Source organism: Natronorubrum marinum, assembly GCF_052040125.1.
Classification (GTDB): Archaea; Halobacteriota; Halobacteria; order Halobacteriales; family Natrialbaceae; genus Natronorubrum.
On sequence record NZ_JBPPFV010000001.1, the window covers coordinates 1,641,541 to 1,662,786 of the forward strand.

Annotated in this window: 17 protein-coding genes; 8 read left to right on the forward strand and 9 right to left on the reverse strand. The window is 60.7% G+C overall.

Annotated elements, in window-relative coordinates:
- Positions 1-84: 84 nt before the first annotated feature.
- The 4 genes from ACSFC5_RS08120 to ACSFC5_RS08135 are packed head-to-tail and all read left to right on the forward strand — an operon-like array spanning position 85 to position 4,060.
- Positions 85-633 carry an acyltransferase gene (locus ACSFC5_RS08120; protein ID WP_440765033.1) on the forward strand — a complete coding sequence of 183 codons (549 nt, stop codon included), beginning with the start codon at positions 85-87 and terminating at the stop codon, positions 631-633.
- Complete coding sequence (locus tag ACSFC5_RS08125; protein ID WP_440764710.1) at positions 630-1,706, forward strand: DegT/DnrJ/EryC1/StrS family aminotransferase; 1,077 nt, start codon at positions 630-632, stop codon at positions 1,704-1,706. The genes ACSFC5_RS08120 and ACSFC5_RS08125 overlap by 4 nt, the downstream gene beginning before the upstream one ends.
- Positions 1,696-2,673: a Gfo/Idh/MocA family oxidoreductase gene (locus ACSFC5_RS08130; protein ID WP_440764711.1), complete on the forward strand. Its 978-nt coding sequence runs from the start codon at positions 1,696-1,698 to the stop codon at positions 2,671-2,673. Before ACSFC5_RS08125 ends, ACSFC5_RS08130 begins: the two co-directional genes overlap by 11 nt.
- A complete protein-coding gene (locus tag ACSFC5_RS08135) occupies positions 2,666-4,060 on the forward strand; it encodes a nucleotide sugar dehydrogenase (protein ID WP_440764712.1) in 1,395 nt (464 codons plus the stop codon). Before ACSFC5_RS08130 ends, ACSFC5_RS08135 begins: the two co-directional genes overlap by 8 nt.
- Positions 4,061-4,078: 18 nt before the next feature.
- Here the strand turns inward: ACSFC5_RS08135 and ACSFC5_RS08140 are convergent, their stop codons facing one another.
- Positions 4,079-5,290 carry a glycosyltransferase family 4 protein gene (locus ACSFC5_RS08140; protein ID WP_440764713.1) on the reverse strand — a complete coding sequence of 404 codons (1,212 nt, stop codon included), beginning with the start codon at positions 5,288-5,290 and terminating at the stop codon, positions 4,079-4,081.
- A 264-nt stretch (positions 5,291-5,554) separates the two neighbouring features.
- On the opposite strand from ACSFC5_RS08140, the gene ACSFC5_RS08145 reads away from it, so the two are divergent.
- Entirely contained in the window at positions 5,555-6,343 is a 789-nt protein-coding gene (locus tag ACSFC5_RS08145; protein ID WP_440764714.1) for a class I SAM-dependent methyltransferase, read from the forward strand.
- A 33-nt stretch (positions 6,344-6,376) separates the two neighbouring features.
- Here the strand turns inward: ACSFC5_RS08145 and ACSFC5_RS08150 are convergent, their stop codons facing one another.
- The 6 genes from ACSFC5_RS08150 to ACSFC5_RS08175 all read right to left on the reverse strand — a co-directional run bounded on the left by ACSFC5_RS08150 (position 6,377) and on the right by ACSFC5_RS08175 (position 14,668).
- A complete protein-coding gene (locus tag ACSFC5_RS08150; RefSeq protein WP_440764715.1) occupies positions 6,377-7,822 on the reverse strand; it encodes a sugar transferase in 1,446 nt (481 codons plus the stop codon).
- Between the two features lie 331 nt (positions 7,823-8,153).
- On the reverse strand, positions 8,154-10,598 hold the full coding sequence (locus ACSFC5_RS08155; RefSeq protein WP_440764716.1) for an MFS transporter: 2,445 nt from the start codon (positions 10,596-10,598) through the stop codon (positions 8,154-8,156).
- Positions 10,599-10,819: 221 nt separating this feature from the next.
- On the reverse strand, positions 10,820-11,593 hold the full coding sequence (gene aglF, locus ACSFC5_RS08160) for a UTP--glucose-1-phosphate uridylyltransferase AglF (RefSeq protein WP_440764717.1): 774 nt from the start codon (positions 11,591-11,593) through the stop codon (positions 10,820-10,822).
- Positions 11,594-11,987: 394 nt separating this feature from the next.
- Entirely contained in the window at positions 11,988-13,298 is a 1,311-nt protein-coding gene (locus tag ACSFC5_RS08165) for a winged helix-turn-helix transcriptional regulator (RefSeq protein ID WP_440764718.1), read from the reverse strand.
- Positions 13,299-13,574: 276 nt separating this feature from the next.
- A complete protein-coding gene (locus ACSFC5_RS08170) occupies positions 13,575-14,483 on the reverse strand; it encodes a PGF-CTERM sorting domain-containing protein (RefSeq protein WP_440764719.1) in 909 nt (302 codons plus the stop codon).
- A complete protein-coding gene (locus tag ACSFC5_RS08175) occupies positions 14,474-14,668 on the reverse strand; it encodes a hypothetical protein (protein ID WP_440764720.1) in 195 nt (64 codons plus the stop codon). The genes ACSFC5_RS08170 and ACSFC5_RS08175 overlap by 10 nt, the downstream gene beginning before the upstream one ends.
- 281 nt (positions 14,669-14,949) lie before the next feature.
- Here ACSFC5_RS08175 and ACSFC5_RS08180 point away from each other — a divergent pair, with 281 nt between their 5' ends.
- The 3 genes from ACSFC5_RS08180 to ACSFC5_RS08190 all read left to right on the forward strand — a co-directional run bounded on the left by ACSFC5_RS08180 (position 14,950) and on the right by ACSFC5_RS08190 (position 18,985).
- On the forward strand, positions 14,950-15,513 hold the full coding sequence (locus tag ACSFC5_RS08180) for a DUF8159 domain-containing protein (RefSeq protein WP_440764721.1): 564 nt from the start codon (positions 14,950-14,952) through the stop codon (positions 15,511-15,513).
- A 260-nt stretch (positions 15,514-15,773) separates the two neighbouring features.
- Positions 15,774-16,493, forward strand: a complete 720-nt coding sequence (locus ACSFC5_RS08185) for a phosphatase PAP2 family protein (RefSeq protein WP_440764722.1) — start codon at positions 15,774-15,776, stop codon at positions 16,491-16,493.
- Between the two features lie 647 nt (positions 16,494-17,140).
- The gene (locus ACSFC5_RS08190; protein WP_440764723.1) at positions 17,141-18,985 is read left to right on the forward strand and encodes a PGF-CTERM sorting domain-containing protein; all 1,845 of its coding nucleotides are present in this window, start codon (positions 17,141-17,143) and stop codon (positions 18,983-18,985) included.
- Between the two features lie 194 nt (positions 18,986-19,179).
- Here the strand turns inward: ACSFC5_RS08190 and ACSFC5_RS08195 are convergent, their stop codons facing one another.
- Both ACSFC5_RS08195 and ACSFC5_RS08200 read right to left on the reverse strand, forming a co-directional pair.
- A complete protein-coding gene (locus ACSFC5_RS08195; protein WP_440764724.1) occupies positions 19,180-19,950 on the reverse strand; it encodes a hypothetical protein in 771 nt (256 codons plus the stop codon).
- 139 nt (positions 19,951-20,089) lie between these two features.
- Positions 20,090-21,244: an RNA-guided endonuclease InsQ/TnpB family protein gene (locus ACSFC5_RS08200; protein ID WP_440764725.1), complete on the reverse strand. Its 1,155-nt coding sequence runs from the start codon at positions 21,242-21,244 to the stop codon at positions 20,090-20,092.
- Positions 21,245-21,246: the final 2 nt, after the last annotated feature.

Consider the following 21,246-nt stretch of genomic DNA (forward strand, 5'->3'; position numbering starts at 1 on the left):
TTGTACCCGACGGAGGCATAATTGGACCGGAAGATTATCGTAGTCAAAAACAGTGCTAGCGAACGGGTTATACCGGAGCGTAATATGGACGAGACAACCACGGTTGGATACGAATACACCGACGACTCGCAGGAGCCACGTCTCGGAGAGGATGCAACAGTCAGAGCAGGGACGATTATCTATGACGATGTCGTAATCGGAGATCGGTTTTCGACGGGCCACTACGCCTTAGTCCGGGAACTAACCGAGATCGGCGACGACGTACTAGTCGGAACCAATACCGTTATCGATGGTCGGTCAATCATCGGTTCGAACGTCAGTCTGCAAACCGGCGTCTACGTTCCATCGAAGACGACGATCGGCGACCAGGTGTTTATTGGACCACATGCCGTACTAACGAACGATCCGCACCCGATTCGACAGGAGGTTGAACTAGCAGGGCCGACGATCGAATCGCACGTCTCAATCGGAGCAAATGCGACGGTTATGCCGGACATGACAATTGGTGAGGGATCGTTCGTCGCCGCCGGTGCAATCGTCACCGACGACGTCCCACCGGAAACCCTCGCGATCGGGGCGCCGGCCGAGCATCAACCGTTACCCGAAGCGCTCCAACGGAGGAACGACATTTGACAATTTCAATCGCAAATCCAACGATCAGTGACGAGGCAAAGACCCGTGTCGAATCGGTTCTCGATAGCGGAATGCTCGCGGACGGACCGGAAGTCCGAAAGTTCGAGCGAGAATTTGCGGACTACTGCGGTGTCGAACACGGTGTCGGGACGGCAAACGGAACGACCGCTCTCCACGCCGCCCTCGAGGCACTCGACATCGGAGAGGGAGATACTGTCTTGACGACGCCGTTTTCGTTCATCGCGACAGCAAACGCGATTCGACTCGCAGGTGCTGAACCGGTGTTCGCCGATATCGACCCGGAAACGTACAACATTGACCCAGAAGCAGCCCGGAAAATAGCAACCGAACAGGATATCGATGCGATCGTACCGGTCCACCTCTACGGGCTTCCGGCCGAAATGGACTCCCTATGTAAACTCGCTACCGAACTCGACGTCCCGATTATCGAGGATGCCGCCCAAGCGCACGGAGCGACTTATAACGGTGACTGCGTCGGATCGTTCGGCGATGTCGCCTGCTTTTCATTCTATCCGACGAAGAATATGACGACGGGGGAAGGCGGGATGATCGTCACTGACCGCGAGGACGTCGACACGTCGCTCCGCCAATTTGTGAACCACGGTCGGACGGAGACGTACGAACACGCGACGGTCGGACACAATTTTCGGATGACGAGCATCGCAGCTGCGATCGGTCGAGTACAACTCGAGCGACTTCCGAACTTCATCGAGAAACGCCAGGCAAATGCCGTACGACTGACCGACGGACTCGAATCAACATCGCTAACGATGCCAACCGAACCCGACCACACGACACACGCCTACCATCAGTATACGGTTCGAAGTGACAATCGGGACGATCTCAAGACCCATTTGTCGGAGCACGGTATCGGTTCGGGGATATACTATCCGACGTGCATTCACAATCAGAAGGCATACAACGAGGTTGAGACGACGGCTCCGCATGCAGAGACTGCCGCGGATACCGTTCTTTCACTTCCGATTCACCCGACTGTCTCAACTGAGAATGTCGACCACATGATTGACGTGATTATAGACTATGACTCGTAAGAAAATGGATGTCGGTGTTGTCGGTGTTGGCTCGATGGGCCAGCACCATGCACGGGTGTATAGCGAGATACCAGATGTGAACCTCGTCGGAATCTCTGACCTCGATGAGAAACGAGCGAAGACGGTTGCGAACCAACATGGCGCTGAGGTGATGGACAGCGACGCCCTATTAGACACCGCCGATGCTGTTTCTATCGTTGTCCCGACACAACACCATTACGAGATGGTGACGACGTGTCTTGAGGCAGAGGTCGCAACGTTCGTCGAGAAGCCGATACTGGGTAATCTCGATCGCGCTAATAAACTTCTCTCACAGGTGGAAAACGCAGACGTTCCCGTTCAAGTAGGGCATATCGAGCGGTTTAACCCTGCAGTGACTACACTCGAAGAGATCATTGAGGACTTATCGGTCGTCAGTATTCGAGCACAACGCCTTGGACCAGGACCGGATCGAGATATCAAAGACAGCGCGGTGCTGGATCTGATGATACACGATATCGATATTGCGCTATCGCTGTTCGATGAGACTCCTGCTTCAGTAGGGGCAACCGGCGTTGACGAAAACCGACACGCAGCAGCACTCCTCGAATTCGAGGGAGACAAAATGGCCTCGCTTACGGCGAGCCGAAAGACACAGCAAAAGGTCCGTACCCTCGAAATCACGGCAGAAGAATGCTTCATCGAACTCGACTATCTGAATCAGTCGATCGAGATCCACCGAAACTCAGTGCCGGAATACATCGAGAAAAACGGCGATGTTCGATTCAAACACGAAAGTATCGTCGAGCGACCGACGGTCTCGAACGGCGAGCCGCTGCGCAAGGAACTCGAGTCGTTCGTTGAAACAGCGGAGACTCAGTCAACACCGGAGGTAACGGTCCAGGACGGGGTCGATGCACTCGAAGTAGCTCTCGAAGTCGAACGTGCAGCCAAAGCGACGATGACAGAGGCCACAGCAGATGACTGACAGCGAAGGATCACAGGCCGAAGTCGAAGCGCTATACGGATCCTACGCTGATGAGAATACCCAACGGGAAGCCTTCTCGAGTGGTAACGTTCCAGTCGCCGTCTACGGACTCGGGAAGATGGGGCTACCACTGGCATCGGTATTTGCAGAAACATCTGGAAACGTGATCGGGGCAGATATCGACCCTGACGTGGTAGCGACGATCCAAGACGGGGGCTGTCATATCAAGCGCGAACCCGGACTCGAAGCGCTCGTTGACGAACTCGTTTCGGCAGGTGGACTTCGAGCGACGACCGATCCCCGAAGTGCGGCGCAAGAAGCGTCCGTTCACGTCGTCATCGTACCGACTCCGATTACCGAGGAGAAAGAGCCGGACTTGGCCATCCTTGATACCGTCGTCTCGGATATCGCAACGGGACTCGATGAAGGCGACCTCGTCTTAGTAGAGTGTACGGTACCGCCAAAAACGACGAAACATCGCGTTTTCAAGCGTCTCAAATCGGAATCAGATCTCTCACGAGGTGAATTCGGAGTTGCGTTTTGTCCCGAGCGGACATCGTCAGGTCGTGCATTGGAGGATATTCGGGGCGCATATCCGAAAGTCGTCGGCGGCGTCGACACTGAAAGCACCCGAGCGGCATCTGTCGTCTACAGCCAAATAAACGCTGAAGGAGTACTCACGGTCTCGGACTCCACGACTGCCGAAGCGGTGAAAGTGTTCGAAGGACTGTACCGAGATGTAAATATCGCGCTGGCGAACGAACTCGGACGATTCACTGACGAATTAGGAATTGACGTTCGAGAGGCGATTGACACTGCAAATACGCAGCCGTTCTGTGATATTCACGAACCCGGACCAGGTGTCGGCGGTCACTGTATTCCGTACTACCCGTATTTCCTGATCAAGCCGTTCGAAACGCCGTCGCCGCTCCTTTCTACGGCTCGAGAAGTCAACGATTCGATGCCGGAGTTTACCGTTTCGAATGTTCGTGAAGGGTTAGAAAAGGAAGGAATTCCGGTCGAAGGTTCGACAGTAGCGATTCTCGGATTGACGTACCGACCGGGGGTCGAAGAGACTCGAGCCTCCCCATCAATCCCGATTTCACGGGAACTCTCGGAGCTCGGAGCAGATGTTTATGGAGTCGATCCGCTACTCGAAACGTTCGAAGCGTTCGACGCACAACCGATAGCGCTCGAAGAACTCTACGAGCTCAACGCAGATGCTGTCGTGCTCGTTACGCCGCACGAGGAATTTGAAACGATTCGATGGAAAGAATTAGACTCAGGCGAGAACAGCCCTTCAGTCGTCATCGATGGGCGAGCAACACTCAAAGATGCGGAGATTGAGGCACGGTGCTATACGATAGGAACAGGAGAAAGCAACTAAATACAGGTAGATATGAATCTATGCGGACGGATTTCGAATTGTATTCAGGTATTCTTCTCCGATAGTGTCCCAACGGAAGTGATCACCGACATATGCTCGGCCTGAGGATGCAAATTTCGACCTTTCATCTTGATTTTCTCGTAGTTGTTTGACTGCAGAAACCAGTTCATCACTATTTGCAGGTTCAATGGCGATTCCCGCGTTCGCTTCCATGAGAACTCGTTCGGCTTCGCCCTGAACACCAAGAATTATCGGGAGTTCTGCTGCCATTGACTCTAAGAGCTTCGAGGGAAGTGCGGTTTTGAATATTTCACGCGGCCGCAGGTGAACGAGCGCGATGTCGGATTCACGAAGTATGTCTGGTACGTCCTCCTTCGGACGCCGTCCAGTGAATACGACGTTATCGTAGTCGGCAGCTTCTTGTTCTAGTGTTTTCCGTTCTGCCCCATCACCTACTAGTAGAAACTGTACGTTCTCTAGTTGAGGAGCAGCACCGAGTACAACAGACAATCCATGGGCACGGCCAATCGTACCGACATACGAGACGGTGAAGGTATCGTCAGCTTCATCTAATTCTAGCGTTTTGCTCCCATCTGTCTGGTAGAATCCGAGATCAATTCCATTCGGATGATACGCAATTTTCGATCGGTCGACACCGCACTCTACGATCGGCTCAATTAATGCTCTTGACACCACAATCAGATGATCCGAACGACGGTAAAGGAATACCACTGTCCGGTCAAGTAACCAGATCACGATTCGATTGTCGAAGTCGCTGACGGCCAGAATTGATTCAGGCCACAGATCGCGAACTTCGAAAACGAACGTGGCACGGCGGACTCGGGCAATGACCCAGCCGGAAATACCTGTGAGTGGTTGTGGAGACGTCGCAATTACAATTGACGGAGATGTATATCGAATTCCGACGATCATTGAGATTAACATGAACCAGACGAACTTCAAACTACGACGAATTAGGTTCCCGCTTGGTGAGGTGATTGTTTTGGTATAGATGACATCAACACCGTCTTTCTGCTCATGTTGCAGCCACTTGTTGTCGTAGCCGTCGTAAATCTCCCCTTCCGGATAATCGGGCGCAGACGTTAGGACGGTTACGGAGGCCTCATCGGACCAGCGCTTGGACAGTTCATCCCATCTCGTCTGACAGGCCCCCGTTTCCGGTGGGAAATACTGTGTCACAAGGAGGATCGAATCAGTATCATCCGTCATTTTGGTATCCACGTACGCGTAGGGATCAGGTATATAGTTAATATCTGGTGTTTGTATCCGAGGGAGAGAAGCCCATGCCATTGGTTAAAGACGTGATCAAAATGGTTATAGCAGACATGTAAATATTATTTATAGTTCGAACCAATATACTACACTAATATATAATTTTATTTAACCTCAAAACCAACAGAATTATGAGTTGGCAATATCTCCCTGCGTTATATGCAGAACAAATATTAGGATAGAATCCAAGAATAGATAGTAATGAAAGCGACTCGTTTAGAGGACTGTTTTGAGGATCCTTCCAGAATATCATCTGAATTTGGTCATATGAAGATGTATACTGGAATGCTATCAAAATATTATTATAAAAGGTTTGATTACGCTCTTCGGCAGGCTCAACTCAAGCCGTCTGATAGTGTTTTAATAATTGGGGGTGGGACAGGAGTATTTGCGCTTACGGTCGCCCCGCTTGTTAACAATCTTCAGTTTACAGATGTACCACGAGAAAATCCTCCTTTTGCAACCGCGAAAAAACTCTTTCAACACTCCGGGATCAATGATTCCGCAGTAGATTTCTTATCCGCTGATGCGACTGAACTACCCTATGGTAAATGTGAATTTGATGTAGTGTTTGCGCTTGATGTATTGGAACATATCCCGAATGAAGATGCAGCAATAAGCGAGATTGGACGAGTAACGAAGACCGATGGGAAAGCGATAGTGTCTGCACCTATTGAGGTGGGGGTGCCGCTACTTGTTCGCGAAACGTATCGGTTCTTGGATGGTGGTAGGCGACACACTAAATCACTTAATGAACTTGTCAGCGGTGTCGTCGGGTCGCCGAATATTGATGAGTCTGGTCGGCACCGGGGATACGATTATCGAGAGACTGTAAGCAAACTGGAAGACTTGTTTAATGGCGTGTGGGTAGATTATTGTCCAGTACCAATAGCCAAGTGGCTTAATCCAACAGCAATTATTACGGCAAATCACACGGTGATTGATGCCGACAACTCTCCGAAGGATAGATTCCACTGCGACCGACGATAGAGTAGCTGACGGTCCTAGCAGTCTCAAAACAGTTTACACCCTCCAAACGATCTCCCGCATATCCTCGAGCACCCCCCAAACCTGCCTTACAACGATCTTCAGATCGAACCACGGCGACTGCTTCCGAATGTACTCCAAATCATACCGCAACTTCGCCTCCGGATCCGTACTCTTCGCCCCATTGACCTGCGCCAACCCGGTCAACCCAGGCTTCACGAACCATCTTTTCCGCCACGCTGGCGCGTCCTCCTCGAGCAACACCTCCTCTTCCGTCCACGCCGCGCGCGGCCCGACGACGCTCATGTCGCCGACGAAGATCGACCACAGCTGGGGTAGCTCGTCGAGGTGCGTCCGCCGCAACACCCGCCCCACACGAGTAATCCGATCATTCTCCCCGTCCGAAGACGGGACCGCGGACTCGCCCTCGGGGACCATCGTCCGGAACTTGTAGACGGGGAAGGTGTCGCCGAAGCCGGCCGTGCGGTCCTGGCTGTACAGCGCGGGCCCGGGACTGTCGACTTTGATCGCGAGAGCAATCAACACAAACACCGGCGCGAACACCAACAGCCCCATGGCCCCGAACGTGACGTCGAACAGCCGCTTGAACAGGTGATCCAGCGGATCCCAGGGCTCGAGGTCCACGTCGACGATCCCCTCTAAGTCGTCCTCGGCGACGAGCACGCTGTCGGCGTACTCCCGGTGGATCTTCACGTCGATCCCGTGTGTGTGACAGACGTCGAGCGCGCCGAAGAACTCCGCCCGATCGGGCTCGCGAAACGCCAGCACGACCGTGTCGACGTCGTACTGCAGCAGGACGGTCTCGAGGCGCGACAACCCACCCAGACGATCCAGCGCGCTCGCGTCGCCCGCAGCGCCGTCCTCCACCGCGCCAGCGCCGGTCGCGATCCCGCCGTCGGCGACGGTCCGGACGGAAACCGAGCCGTCGCTCGTGTCGAGCACGGACGGATACAGATACCCGAGCACCGGCACGTCGATCGCCGGGGTGATTCGTTCCATCTGCTCTAAGTCGTCGCCGACCACGAGCGTCCGGCCCGGATCGTCGGCCGGACTGCGGTGGATCCAGACGAACCACGCGGGGATTGCGACCATGAGCGTCCCGACGGTCATCACCAGCGTCGCCCGCGGCAGTCGGTGCGACCACTTGAAGTAGCCCAGCGTCGCGAGCGCGAGCCCGCCGACGAGTACGCGCCGTTGGGCGAAAAACACGGTATCCAGCACCCGCCGCGGCTGGGGTTTGTACAGCGGGACGAGACTCCCGCCGACCGCGAGCACGCTCAGGGCGAGCGCCCAGTAGAGCGACCTCCCGGAGAGGGTGGTCACCTCGAGCCGGTTGAACAGCGGCACGTGCGTCGTAAACAGCGCCTGAGAGAGCTGGTGGTTCGCGACGAGCACCGCGCCGACGGTCAGCAGTACGACGCCCACGACGCTCACCGTGCGGTACTTCCATCCCGTGAACATTCATTCCCTGACACGACCGGGGGTTACATAGTGCATTTTATGATATTTCATGTATGTCCGCTCTCGTAACGTTAATTATACGCACAAAGATGCATTCAAATTACGAGGCGTGTCATGACGAGTGAGAGCGAACGATCCTCGAGAACCCGCCGAAAATCGCCGAAACCGCCGAAATACGCCAGCATCCAGCCGAAAACTAACTGAACGTACACGGACTCCGTTGCCCGCCGAAGTGCGCGGCGTCCGTTCCGAATCGGTCGAACGGACGGAACCGACCCCGAAGAACTGTTCGTTCTCCCGGGCCGAACGGTCACGTGAACCGAGTAGTCGATTACCCGACCTGAACCGTCTCGCCGTTCTCGACCGCCTCCGGCGCCACCTCGACCGTCTCGTCGCCCACCGCGTACTCGCCCGCGTAGGGGACCGTCACCTCGAGCGAGCCGTCCTCGCCCGCGGTCACCGCACGCTCGTAGGAGATCGTCTCGCCCGAGACCTCGACCTCGGTTGCGACGACCACCGTCTCGCCGGCCGGCGCGGTGGACGTGATCGTCGCCCCGGGAACGACGGCGAAGGCCCTCGCGTCCTCGCCGACGTAGATCGTCTGGTAGTGCGTGAGCGGCTCGGTTTCCTCCCCACCCGTCCCGAGGTCGTCGTGGAGCTGTGTTTGCGTCGTCGTCTCCGCGAACTCGCCGTCCAGGTCGGTCGTCACGACGTAGCCGACGTCGTTCTCCGCGAACTCCTCGTACCACCCGTCCGGATCGTCGCCGAGCACGAACGGCTCGAAGTTCGCCAGTGCGTAGGCGTAGCGCTCCGACTCCCCGTTGACGAAGTAGTTGTACAGCCGGTTGTCCCCCCACTCGCTGAAGACGAAGGTTTCCGGGTACTCTCGATCTGCCGCCTCGGCGTGGTCGTCGATGGCCGCCGTGGCTTCGAACTGCGCGTCGCTGTGGGTCGTCTCCGCGAGCATCGACGGGATGAAAAAGAGACTTATTCCGCAGATCAGGAGGACGATCCACACCAGCGTGACGAGCGTCTTAGCGTCCCCCGGAACGACCAGACTCGGCCGGCGTTCGCCGCCGTCCGCAACGGTACCTCGAGCCGCTTCTGACCCACTCTCGACATCGCCCTCCCCGCGCTCTCGGAACGGCACCGGATCCCGGGCGAGTCGGGTCCAGGACAGCAGCCAGACGAGCCCCATCCCGCTGAGCACCGAGAGCGGAATCGCCAACTGCGCCGCGAAGCGTCCCTGAATCGCCGCCAGCGCGAGCCAGAAGCCGACGTAAACGGCGAGCAACAGCCAGCCGGGTTCGTAGCGGCGGGCGGCGACCCAACAGGCCCAGCCCAGGACGATGATCCCGAGGTAGAAACCGAGGCCGAACTGCGTCAGCGGCCCGAGGACGACCGCGTTCTCGACGGCGAGAAGCGACGTCGTCTCCTGGGCTCCCTCCCTGAAGAACAGATCGCCGGCGCGCTCGGCCATCCGCGTCCACTCCTCGGGACGCACGCGACGGAGCGCGAAGAGACCGGCTCCGGCCAACAGCACTTGAAAGCCGACCAGCCCCCCAACGTGCCACTCGAGGCGTCGCCACAGCTCCCCGAGACAGGCGACAGCCACGACCCCCCCGACGACGAGCAGCGGGACGACCGCGGTGAACTGTTCGTGCCAGCCCAGTCGGAAGTGGAACACGGCGCCGAGCGCCGCGCCGAGGACCAACCCGACGAAGATCGGCGCAGTCGTCGCCGCGGGCGAGAGCCCGGCTCGAGCATCGACGGCGACCTTCAGCCCGACGTACGCCGCGAGGGGAACGAGCATCAGGATCGAGCCGCCCCAGGCGAACATCGACAGCGTGACAGCGACCCCCAGTACGACGGCGGCGAGCCACGTCCACGGGCTCCGCAGGTGTCCGACGACCGCCGCCCGCGGCGTCGACTCGAGCGCCCGCCGCCGGAGGTCGACGGCCAACCAGGCCAGCGCCAGCAGCGTCACGCCCAGGTAGAGATACTGGTGAACCCGGTGTTCGAGGAAGCCGATCTGCGTGTAGACGGCGTGGACTGGCGTGAGCGCGAGGAGGATGACCGACGCGAGTCCGATGCGAACGTCGTCGCTGACGACGACGGCGAGCCAGTAGACGACGACGCCGAGGAGCACCGTCCCGACGACGGGGAGCCACGCGGCGACCATATCCGCGGCCCACTGATCGCCGCCGAGCAACTCGGCGAAAAACCAGTGCGTCGAGTGCGTCAGCGGCCGTCGTTCAGCCGCGCCCTCGGGAAGGCTCGTGACCACGCTCGTATCGGTGATCCCCGACGAGTCCGCGAGCAGCGTCTCCGTCCAGTAGCGATAGTAGTACGGATCGTTCGCGGGCGAGACCACCTCGTCGCCGCGAAACACCGATCCGTAGGTCCAGAGTCGCGTCACGAGCAGCAATCCCAGCACCCCGACGAGCCCCACGGCGGCGCGCGGGTCGAGCGCGATCGGACTCGAGAACCCCGACGCCGACCGCGACCGATCCGCGGAAACGTCCCTGCCCTCGAGTCCCGCCCGCACGCCCTCGCGACTCGAGACCCGGTACTCGCCGTCGGCCTTCGTCACGATGTCGCGTGAGACGAGTTCGCCGAACGTCCCCGAATCCAGCGGCAGGTCGTCGAAGGTCCAGCCGTCGTGATCGGCGTCGACCGCGAGGACGGTCTCGAGCGCCTGCGCTCCGCCGTCGCGGTCCTCGCGGAAGGTCGCTGCCGCCTCGGCTACCGCAGCAGGATCCGGTTCGTCGGGCATTACGCCGATTCCTCCATGTGCACCCTGATAAAGACTGGGCGCGTACTGCGCTCGGATCGATCACTAATCGAACGATACCCCTCGTCACCGTACCGAACGCGCCTCATCGACGACTCTCGAGTACGCGTCTCGAGCCCGATCAGACTGTCTGCCGTAAGTCATCTCCGGTGGGACCGCGACCGTCTTGCGGACCCACCGGTACATCGGTACAGCAAACCGTATCAGTCGGTCGTCGACTGCGACGCCTGTTCGGTTTCCGTCCCCGGATCGGCGAGCCGGCCCGATTCGTCCCGGAGTCGCCCCTCCGCGCGGTCCCGGTCATCGGGATAGCCGACGTCGACGCGCCAGCCTTCCATGCGGATCGCGTCGATAGTGCGGCCGGACTGGATCAGCAGGTCGACCGCATCCGAGAGCTCGTACTCCCCGCGGTCGGAGGGCTGGACGAGGTGACAGGCGTGGAAGATCGCCGGCGTGAACGTGTAGAACCCGGTCATAACCAGATTCGACGGCGGCTCCTCGGGCTTCTCGACGACCTCGATAATCTCGCCGTACTCGTTCGTGTCGAGCACCCCGTACCGGGACGCTTCCTCGTAAGGCACCTGCTCGACCAGAAACGCCGCGTCGGCGCGATCTTCCTGCTGTCGGTTCCTGACGTCCGCGAGGTTCCCTCGGAAGACGTTGTCCCCGAGCATGAGCATGAAGTCGTCGTCGATGAGCGATTCGACCTGCAAGATCGCGTGGGCGAGTCCCCGCTGTTCGCGCTGGTGGGCGTAGGTGATCGGCACATCCCTGTACTCGTCGCCGTACCGGTTGATGATCTTCTCCTTCAGATAGCCGACGACGACGATCAGTTCGTCCGCGCCGGCCTCGAGCAGATTGTCGAACACGTCCTCGATAATCGGCCGCCCGTCGACCTCGACGAGGGACTTCGGTTTGTCCTCCGTCAGCGGTCGAAGTCGGGTCCCCTTTCCTGCCGATAAGACAACAGCTTGCATGTGGGACCGCCAGTTCGAAGATCGGTAAATAGCTGTCCCCTGAACTCGTCGGCTGGGCACGAAAGCCACCGAGACGGGCCGTCTGCGGGCCGCTGGGGCTGCTGCTCGAGACGCCAGCGCCCTCGCTCGCGGACACGATTCGCGTCCGTCTCACGCTCGCCGTCGGTTGAAGCGCGTCGCTGTGGTCGGCGTTTCACCGCTCGAGTGATCGCACATCACTCGGCGCGCATCGACTAGTGGCTTCGGTGTACTAGTAGCCGAGAGTTGCTAGTGGTTCGCGTCTACTAGTAACGGATCGAATCTGCTAGTGCTTGCGTCTACTAGTGGCGGGTCGAAGCGCAACGAGAACAATCGGGGAGGGTCCCACGGATCAACTGGAAGCCGCGTCCCGACCTCACGCCCGTGCGGAGTCCGTCGCCGCCATCTCCTTTAGGAGTCGCAACTCTTCGTCCTCGGAGATGTTCTCGGCGGAGAGACAGGCGTGGACGACCTTATGTGCGAGTTCGGGATCGGACAGGGCACTGGGTTCCGACGCAGAATCGTCTTCGAGCCGCTGTTCCAGCGACTCGAGTCGCTGGGTGACCGCCTCGAGTTGCTCGGTGAGTTCGGTGACCGACTCGCCATCGATCCCACTCGAAACGCTAGCGTCCGACGTCGCGGGGTCCGCCGCCGCGCGAGTGAACGCGTGGGATTCCGCGCCGGTATCGCCCTGTGACTCTGGCCCGCGGCCGGCATCGGAATCCCCGCTCCCGTTGCGCTCGGCTCCGGGTTCGGTCCGTTCGACGCCGGCCGCGTCTGCAGGCTCGGCTCGGTCGACGCCGCCCGCGCCCGCGGGGTCGGCTCGATCGATCCCGCTCGCGTCGGCGGGCTGAACTCGATCGACACCACTCCCGCTCGCCGGTTCGGCTTGCTCGGCGGCGTTTCCGTTCGTGGACGGGCGTCGTTCGACCGGCGTTTCGTCGTCGGGAGCCGCTCGGTCGACGTCGCTCGTCGCGCTCGAGTCGGCCCCGGACGACTCCTCGAGGTCGGTCCCTTCGTCGTCGGTCCTGGGGCCATCGACTGCCGCCCGCTCTGCGTTGAGGTCCGACTCGGGTTTCGGACCGTCCTGGGGGGTCTCCTCGACGGCGTCGTCGTCGAACCAGTCGCCGTCGTCGAACAGCGCCTCGACGAACTCGTGGCGGTCGGCCCAGTGGAACTCGTCGATCGCGTTCACTCGCTGGCTGATCGTCGCGCTGCTGACGCCGAGGGTCTCCGCGAGCGCCGCCTGCGTCGCGTCGGGTCGTCTGTAGATCTCCACGAGCGTCTCGCGTTGTTTCTCCGTCACATCGTCCGGTTCCAGCGACAGTTCGAGATCCGTGTCGGATCGGCTATCGTGTTCAGTCATGGCTGATTCCGCCTCGTCTGATTCGGGTGGGTCGCTCGCTGTGGCCGACGAGTCGGGCGTCCGGTCCGTCTGGCGCTCGTCGGTCTCGGCATCGCCACTCGAGTCGTCGCTGCTGTCCTCGGATGCCCCCGGATCGCCGTACTCCTCGAGGACCTGGTCGACGATGGCGACGGTGGCACCGCTAACGTCGTCCGCGATCGCCTCCATCGATGCCGTCGGCCGTGACTCCGCGACGTCGAGGATCTTCTTGTGAATGACCGCTCGTGGGACGCTCGTACTCCGCTCACCTGTGTCCCCAGTTGATAGTGGTGAATGACTCATGTGTAAACTCTCCGAAGCGACGGTTCACGCCAACAGTCCTCGACCCGGCCGATATAATTTTTTCAGCAACACAATACATACACAAATCCGTACCGCTCTATTGGGGCATTTCCGCGCGGTATGCCGAATGTTACTTGGTAACGCCAGAACATCTGGGTGCCAGTCCCCGAGCGGATCTCGCTGGCGGCCTGAGCACCGATCTCGATCAGTTAACCGAGCGTAATCCGTCGCTGGGCGACCAGCCGGCAGAATCGGGTCAGGGGCGACCGCGACTGACTACCGGTACCGACTGAACGCGACGCCCGCCAGCGCGACGAGGGCGACGATCGCTCCGAGACCGACCCAGCCGCCGAAGCCGTCGGCCAGTCCGTCGTCGTCGTCAGTCTGGTCGTGGCTCTGTTGGTCGGCCACGTCGTCGTTCAGTTGCAAGACCGCGACGACCTGGCCGTGCGAACCGCCGGGCTCGTAGGTCCAACTCCCCTCCGTCGCGTCGTAGGATTCGGCGTCCCCGACCGGATGGATGTCCGTCTCCCAGGCCTCGTGGGTCTGTTGGACGTAGCCGACGACCTCGATATCGTCCGCGTGTGCGCCCTCGAGTTCGACCTCGCCGTACTCGACCGTCTCGTCCTCCGGCAGGCCGTGCCACTCGAGGCAGTGTGAATCCATGTAGCCGTCGCCGTGTGGCAGCTCCGGATTCGTCCCGAACTGATCGCTGTCGAGCGGCCGGGCGTAGTTGTCGGTCAGCGGGTACTCGACGACGAACGGATCGGCATCGGCGTGCCACTCCAGCGAGTCGCCGGTCTGAATCGTCGCCGTCGTGTTCGGGACGCTCTCGCCGACGATCGGCTCGCCGGCTTCGTTGAGCAGCAGTACGCAGATCTTCCCCGACCCTTGACCCAGATTCGGGTCCCGATACTCGTCGCGCGGATTGAGGTAGCTCACCCAGCTCCCGTCGCCAGCGCTCTCCTCGAAGAAGAGGTCCCCTTCCTCGGGGGCGGGTTCGACGTAGGCGTCCTCGCTCACGTTATCCTGAATCGTCGCCTCGGTCTCGAGCGCCGGGTCCGCTCCGCCGCTGCCGTCACCGATCGCGAGGCCGGTGAGTGCGGCGACCGCGAGCACGGTACCGACGACGAGCACGCCGGCGACGAACGCGGGCCGACCGAGGGCGCTGCGCGTCAGTGCCACGGGTATCCCCTCGAGACGGCCGGGTCGGTCTCGAGCGGGGAGAGCGCGGCCGTCGTGGGCTCCCGTACGGCTGGTGTCGGTCTCGCCTCGCAGCCGTCACCGGCCTCGAGATCGCCACTGCCCGGTGGGGGCGCACCGTCTCTGGGGTCGGCGGATCGATCGGTCGGAGTGAAAAGCGTCACCATCAGGTTGCAACACAGCGTCAATCATCCTATATATGAGCAGCGTACAGCGGCTAGTCGCGTGCTTCCTCGCCGGTCCGGGTTCCGACGATCACCCCCGTCGAGTTCGTCGCGTCCGCGACAGTGATAACTCATAACTAATAGAAAATTATCGAACTATGGCTTCCTCATTAACAATATACCGAAGTCTACCACGGGAGCACATGAGTTGGCTGGTCCTGCCGATCGTCGTCGTACTCTTATCGGTACTTACGGTGGTAGCCGTGGCATCGAACTATCGGAACGTGGCAGGACGACTGTCAGAACTGCCCGGCGTCGACGGCGGTGGCGGCGTCCAGGCCGGCGTTATCGCGGGCCTCTACGCGGTCGTCCTCTGGAGCGTGGTTCTCTCCGGCGGGCTGCTGTTCGTCGGCGGCGACGCCGGTTCGAACGATGCCGAATCCTATCAGGGCCCCGGCGCTGACGGAGCGGAACCCGACGAGACCGACGAGTCGGAGGCCTACTCCGAAGCGGAACTGCTCGTGGTGTTCGAGACGATCGCCTCACACTGGGGTGTCGACGTGATCTCGACGGAGGTGGTCGACGACGAGTTCGTCGTGGAGTACTCCGATACCACCGAGACGGAAGCGGAATTCACCAACGAGGTGGGGACGCTCGTCGGCGCGTACATCGATATCGTCAACGGCGGGCTCGAGGCAGAGCGGATGGACGCTACCGTCGTCGACGAGGACGGCAGCGAGCAGGCGTACTGGCAGATGGAATCCGAGTGGGCGGAGGCGTACACCGACGGAGAACTCACCGAGGAGGACATTCTCGACCGGGTGCTGCCGACGGTCGAATCCGCGTAGCGTGGTGGGGCACGCGTAATCGTCACGTGGTGCGCCCGATGGGCTCTTGGTGTTTTCAATCGGCTTTTGGTGTGCTTGATCCGCTCCTCACGTCTGTTCGGCGGAGCGTCGAAACGATTCGATCCGTCGTTGCGGGTGCGCCGATTCGGGAGCGATCACCGAGTCGCGGACGGACTCCGAAGCCGACGCTTCGAAAGGTTATTTGTCGGGAGGCTGGACGACGAACGTGACGAGTTAGTTCCAACCCGTCGTTTACCCGTATGCTCTCACAGCACGCTTTGGATCGCTCCGTCGGCGTAACAGAACTCCTCCGAGACTCCCTCCCGGAGTGGATCGTCCCGCTTTTCGAGCTCGCGGCCCTGTTCGGTGACGAACTCGTCGTCGTCGGCGTGTTACTGGTCTTTGTTACCGCCGACGTCTACCGATCCGTCCAGCGGGGAGCAGATCGATTCGTCTCGGATCGCGTCGCGTTCATTTCGGCCGTCGTCCTCGGCGGACTGGCGCTGACGCTCGTGGTGAAGTCGATCCTCGAATTCCCGCGGCCGCCCGCATCGTTGCAGGCGGTCCCGCGCGAGGGAAACGGGTTTCCGAGCGGGCACACGATGGCAGCCACCGTTCTCTGGGGTGCACTCGCCCGCTGGGGCGTACGACTCACTCGCCGCCGGCGGTTCGGCCTGGCTGCCATACTGGTGGGACTCGTCGGCTTCTCCCGACTCGCACTCGGCGTCCACTATCTCGTCGACGTGGTCGCGTCGGTCGGGTTGGGGATCGGATACCTCGCTCTCGCTGCCGCGATACCCCACCACGACCCGAAGACGGCGTTCGCCGGCGCGGCGGTGCTCGGCGGCGCGGCGGTGCTTTCGACGGGCGGCGACGCCGACGGCTGGCTGGCGTTCGTTGGCTGCGTGGGCGGGGCCGTCGGCTGGTGGCTCACGACTCTTCCATCGGTTCGGGCGGCCTGGCAATCGGTCACGCAGTAAGTTCCGCGCCGTCGATCGACTCCGTCCGGCATCCGAACTGCTGTACGGAACGCGACGACCAGATCGTCGCGCTGGCCGCGACTGGGGGCTCTCGAGCAGCGTGTCGGCGGACCCGAAGCGCCCACCAGCGAAAGAGGACGACCGTCGGCGGAATGGGGCGGAATCAGTGACGGAACGCGGAGCGAACAGGAGCGACGGCCGGGCGATCGTCGTCGGTCACCGAACCGGAATCGGCATTCGAGAGGACCACGTCTGAGTCGGCGGCGAACGGACCGTGGTGACGACGGGGCGCTATCGGCAACCCGACGGTTCGCTTTGCAGATGCTGAAAGTCACCGCGAGTAACCGGTCCAAAACGGTCGGACGAGTCGCCTCGATCCGCAGCGAAATCGCGTTCACACCGATCGCGTACTGTGGTTTCAAAGTGTTACCGCAGTGGACTTCCACCGGAATCGATCGACGGCCGACCCAGCGCCAAAACGCTCCCGCGTCGGGCGGAAGGGACCGACAATAGATCTCTAGCCGGCTTCTTATTCGGGGCAACCAACAGATAACAAAGACCATCTTCGGGATAGACTGGTTTGCGTCGCAGACATTCAGCGACGAAAGACCCTCACAGGTCGTTTCAAAGCTGATGCGACAATAACCATGAACAGACGATCACAGCTTACGACAGTATTCGTCGCCCTGATGGTCGCCATCTCGATGGTCGGGATGGCCGGCACCGTGGGCGCGAACGGAGGTATGGATTCGGATCAGACAGTCCACACGATGGAGAACGGGGAAGACGTCTACCTCGTCTTCGGTGCGGACCTCGGTGAACAATCGCTCGAGGAGTATATCGAAGCCCACGTCTCTGACGAACCCGGAGTCGCCACAGCCGAACAGGAGAGCGACTCCGAAGTGATTCAGTACCAAGACGTCGGCCAGATCAACATCAATGAGCAAAGCGAAGCCGTCGCCATCGCGATGGACGGCGCCGAGGCCACGGCCATCCAGGAAGTGAACCAGCAGAACCAGAACACCCAGATGGGTGACGCGTCCGCGGAGAACTACGCGGGTGGCAGTCACGAGACGACGATCGAAGAAGTCGGCGACGTCTACGTGATCATGGGCAACGACAACGGTCAGGAGTTCAACGGCTGGGGCGCCGTTGGCGACGACGGCGAGACGACCGTCAGCCAGACGGCTGAAGCCTCCGTCAGCCAGGCCCAAGCAGTCAACCAGGCGAACATCGTCCAGAACAACACCGCCTTCGCGTTCGCGGAGAACGGCAGCGAGGCGACCGCGGTGCAGATGACCGAGCAGTCCAACATCAACCTCCAGGAAGGCTACGCAAGCGCGACGAACGTCTACGGCGCCGACCTCGAGGGCGATAAGGACCTCCACGACGAGCACAAGAAGTACAACGGCGACAGCACGGCTCCGAGCGCGGACCAGGACGCTGACGCCTCCGTCGAACAGGTCCAAGAGATCGAGCAGGTAAACAGCTACGAGATGGGCAGTGCGATCGCGATCGCAGTCGGTGAGGACTCCTCCGCAACGGCCGTCCAGATCACCGACCAGACCAACCTGAACGAACAGCTCGGCACCGCCGAAGCCATGAACGTCCTGATGGACTCCGCCGGGATGCACGTCGCGACCGCGAGCGCCGACGGCGCCACCGAGGTCGTGACCCAGGACGCCGACGAAGAGTACAGTGACACCGAACTGAAAGGCGATGAGGCCAGCGACGTCGGCCAGACCGCCGAAGCGAACGTCACGCAGTACCAGAGCGTCGAGCAGGTGAACATCAACATCGACAGTTCGGCTCAGGCGATCGCCACGGACGGCAGCACGGCCGAAGCCGTTCAGCTGACCTTCCAGCAGAACGTCAACGCGCAGATCGGCTCCGCCGAAGCGCTGAACGTCTTCCTGGAAGACGACGACATCGACTACGACGACGCAAAGGACCAGTACGAGGGTGCCATCAAGACCTCGACGACGACCGCGATGGTCAACGGTGACGGCCTCGCAGACGCCAACAGTACGACCTTCGACTACGACGGCGACAACGACCAGCTCAACGACGTCGAGCAGTACTCGAGCGCCGACGTCGAACAGAACCAGGAGGTCGCACAGGTGAACCTCCAGTCGAACAACGCGCTCGCAGTCGCCGAAGACGCCGGTGACGCCTTCGCGTTCCAGATGACGATGCAGGAGAACGAGAACGTCCAGTTCACGTCCGCTGAATCCGCGTCTGTCGCCGAAGGCGCAGTCGGCGACGACGCCGACGAGGACGCGAAGGACCACGACGATGAGGACCAGAAGGCTGACGACGATGACGAGAAGAAGACCGACGACGATGACAAGTCCACCATCGAACCGAGCGAGTCCGACTCCGACTCGGACGACGAACAGAAGAAAGAGGACGACTCCGTGCCCGGCTTCGGTGTCGTCGTCGCACTCGTCGCAGTGCTCGCCGCCGCGATGTTCGCTCGATTCGAACACTGAGCACCGCTCACGAGGAACTACCTCCGGTCGGAATTGACCGCGAGATTCGGCGATTCAATTTCAGCGATTCATTTTCTCCGGGTTCACTGCCACCGAGAGCGGTGCCACGGGTGTGGCAACGGTTCGAGTACGAGCTGTCAGCGGACGCTCGGTACGAATATAGTTCAGCGACAGACGACGGTGTACGCGACCGCTCACTCGAGCGTCTCGTCCGACGCCGACGAATCGATACCGTCGCCCCCGCCGCGGTGTTCCGCGAGCGCTTCGTCGATCGTCAACTCGCCAGCGGCGACCCGACGCGCCAGGAGCTCGTCGATCGCTCGATTCTCCTCGCTCCGCTCGCGCGACCGATCCTTGATCACCTGGAGCTCGCCCGCGGTCGGCTCGATCTCGCGCGTGTCGACCACCTCGCCCTCGAGGCGCGCGATGTTCACCGCCGCGAGCACGTCGCCCATCCCCCTCGAGCCAGTTCCGAGATACGGCGTCGTCCCCGTCTCGTCGACGAGTTCGACCGTCACGTCCTCGAGATCGTTGACGAGTGTCGCGCTCTCGAGGCGGGAGCCGTCGCCGATTCGAACGACGGGCGAGGTCGCCTCGTCGGCTTCGCGCTGAATCACGTCCACGGCGTCGGAGATCGGAACCTGAAAAGCTGCGACGATCATCTCTCCCGCGAGGATGGCGATACCGGGTTTCCGTCCCGGGTCGACGCCGATGATGGTTCGGCCCCCGTCCCCGCGGACCGCAGTCAGCGCCTGATCGACGGTTCGCCGGGGATCGTCCGGGTCGGCGACGATCGTCGTCACGCCCGCGAAGGCGTCGGCGTTGTCGGCGCCGGTGACGACGACCGTCGTGTGCTCGGGCAGCTCGGCGTCGGGTTCGACGGTCGTGAACTCGGAGCCGCGATCCCGCAGTTCGTTGACGACGCCGTGGTACACCTCGAAATCTGACGTGGCGACGACGATCACGTGTCGGTGTTGGTCTCGAGCGTGAATAAACGTACGCGACCTGCCCGGTCGATACTCCAGACTGGCGAACCGGAATGCGGTGGCGCGCGCTGCGCCGGGGTGAGTGATTACCGAACCGCGGCCTGACATCCTCCTACCGCTAAAGCCGTGGGGTTCCCCCACTGGGGGTTGAACCCACGGAAACGGAGAGGTTCACAGGTTCGTCGTCATGGTGGACGATGACCTGCGTTTCGGGCCGTACCAGTACGGCCCCCGCCTCGGACAGCGGTTTCGAGAACTTGCCCAAGGCTCGTTTGCCGATATTGAGCGCACCGTTCTTGTCGGCGTTGTCGTCCAACCCACACTCGGGACACTCGAAGCGACCCTGCGTCTCTCGGACGCCCTCGCAGGCGCACCGATTGCACGTCTTCGATGTGTCGTATTCTTCGACCAACTGTACGTCGATACCCGCGTCGTGGGCTTTGTACTCAATGTAGTTGAGCAGGCGGGCGAACGGCATCTTATGGGTCTTGTCATTGACGTACCGCCCCTTGTCGTTGTCCTTACGAATCCCACCGAGGTCGCCCACGACGATAACCGCGTTCCGCTCCTCGGCATCCTCTACGATTTGGCGAGCAATCTTATGGAGACGGTCATCCACCTTCCGCGCTTCCGCGTCACCGATGCGCTCGACCACCTGCTGTCCCTGTCGGGGTTTGGCTTTCCCGATGGACTTCCGCAACTGCTTGTAGTGTTCGCGGATACGACGGACTTCCTCGCCGTAGAAGGTGGTTTTGCGGTCGGAGAGGAACGCGCAGCTAGCGACCCACCGTGCGCCCATGTCGATAGCCAGTACGTCGTCGTACTCGTCTTGGACGGTCACAGACCGCTTGACGACGAGATGGACGTACCAGTCACCGTCACGGCGAACCAGTTCACTGTCCCGAACGTCACCCCCATGGACGAGTTGTTCGTCCTTCTGCGGGACGTGGGCAGGACACCAGATGGAGTTTCCCCGTCCGCGCTCGGGGTCGTAGACGGGGGCTTTGACCCACCACGACGAGAGAACGGTGTCCTCGTCGTAGGCTACGTCGAACACGTCATTTCGAAGGACGACGGGTTGTTCGGTGTCGGGGTTTGGGTCTTTCTGCCGTTGTACCTTCGACGCTTGCTGGTCGGTCGCAGAGTAGAGGTCGGCGTCTCCGCCGTGAACAGCGGTCTGGAATGCCTCGTACTCACGGGCGAGTAGGTCGGCTTTCCTGTTGGTCAGCGAGTGGAGTTTGACCCGCACCGTGGTTGAGACGTTCCGGTGCATAG

Coding starts and splice junctions, on each gene's coding strand:
- ACSFC5_RS08120 (WP_440765033.1), top strand. CDS start 85: ATGGACGAGACAACCACGGTTGGATACGAATACACCGACGACTCGCAG.
- ACSFC5_RS08130 (WP_440764711.1), top strand. CDS start 1,696: ATGACTCGTAAGAAAATGGATGTCGGTGTTGTCGGTGTTGGCTCGATG.
- ACSFC5_RS08135 (WP_440764712.1), top strand. CDS start 2,666: ATGACTGACAGCGAAGGATCACAGGCCGAAGTCGAAGCGCTATACGGA.
- ACSFC5_RS08140 (WP_440764713.1), bottom strand. CDS start 5,290: ATGACGGATGATACTGATTCGATCCTCCTTGTGACACAGTATTTCCCA.
- ACSFC5_RS08145 (WP_440764714.1), top strand. CDS start 5,555: ATGAAAGCGACTCGTTTAGAGGACTGTTTTGAGGATCCTTCCAGAATA.
- ACSFC5_RS08150 (WP_440764715.1), bottom strand. CDS start 7,822: ATGTTCACGGGATGGAAGTACCGCACGGTGAGCGTCGTGGGCGTCGTA.
- ACSFC5_RS08155 (WP_440764716.1), bottom strand. CDS start 10,598: ATGCCCGACGAACCGGATCCTGCTGCGGTAGCCGAGGCGGCAGCGACC.
- aglF (WP_440764717.1), bottom strand. CDS start 11,593: ATGCAAGCTGTTGTCTTATCGGCAGGAAAGGGGACCCGACTTCGACCG.
- ACSFC5_RS08165 (WP_440764718.1), bottom strand. CDS start 13,298: ATGAGTCATTCACCACTATCAACTGGGGACACAGGTGAGCGGAGTACG.
- ACSFC5_RS08175 (WP_440764720.1), bottom strand. CDS start 14,668: ATGGTGACGCTTTTCACTCCGACCGATCGATCCGCCGACCCCAGAGAC.
- ACSFC5_RS08185 (WP_440764722.1), top strand. CDS start 15,774: ATGCTCTCACAGCACGCTTTGGATCGCTCCGTCGGCGTAACAGAACTC.
- ACSFC5_RS08190 (WP_440764723.1), top strand. CDS start 17,141: ATGAACAGACGATCACAGCTTACGACAGTATTCGTCGCCCTGATGGTC.
- ACSFC5_RS08200 (WP_440764725.1), bottom strand. CDS start 21,244: ATGCACCGGAACGTCTCAACCACGGTGCGGGTCAAACTCCACTCGCTG.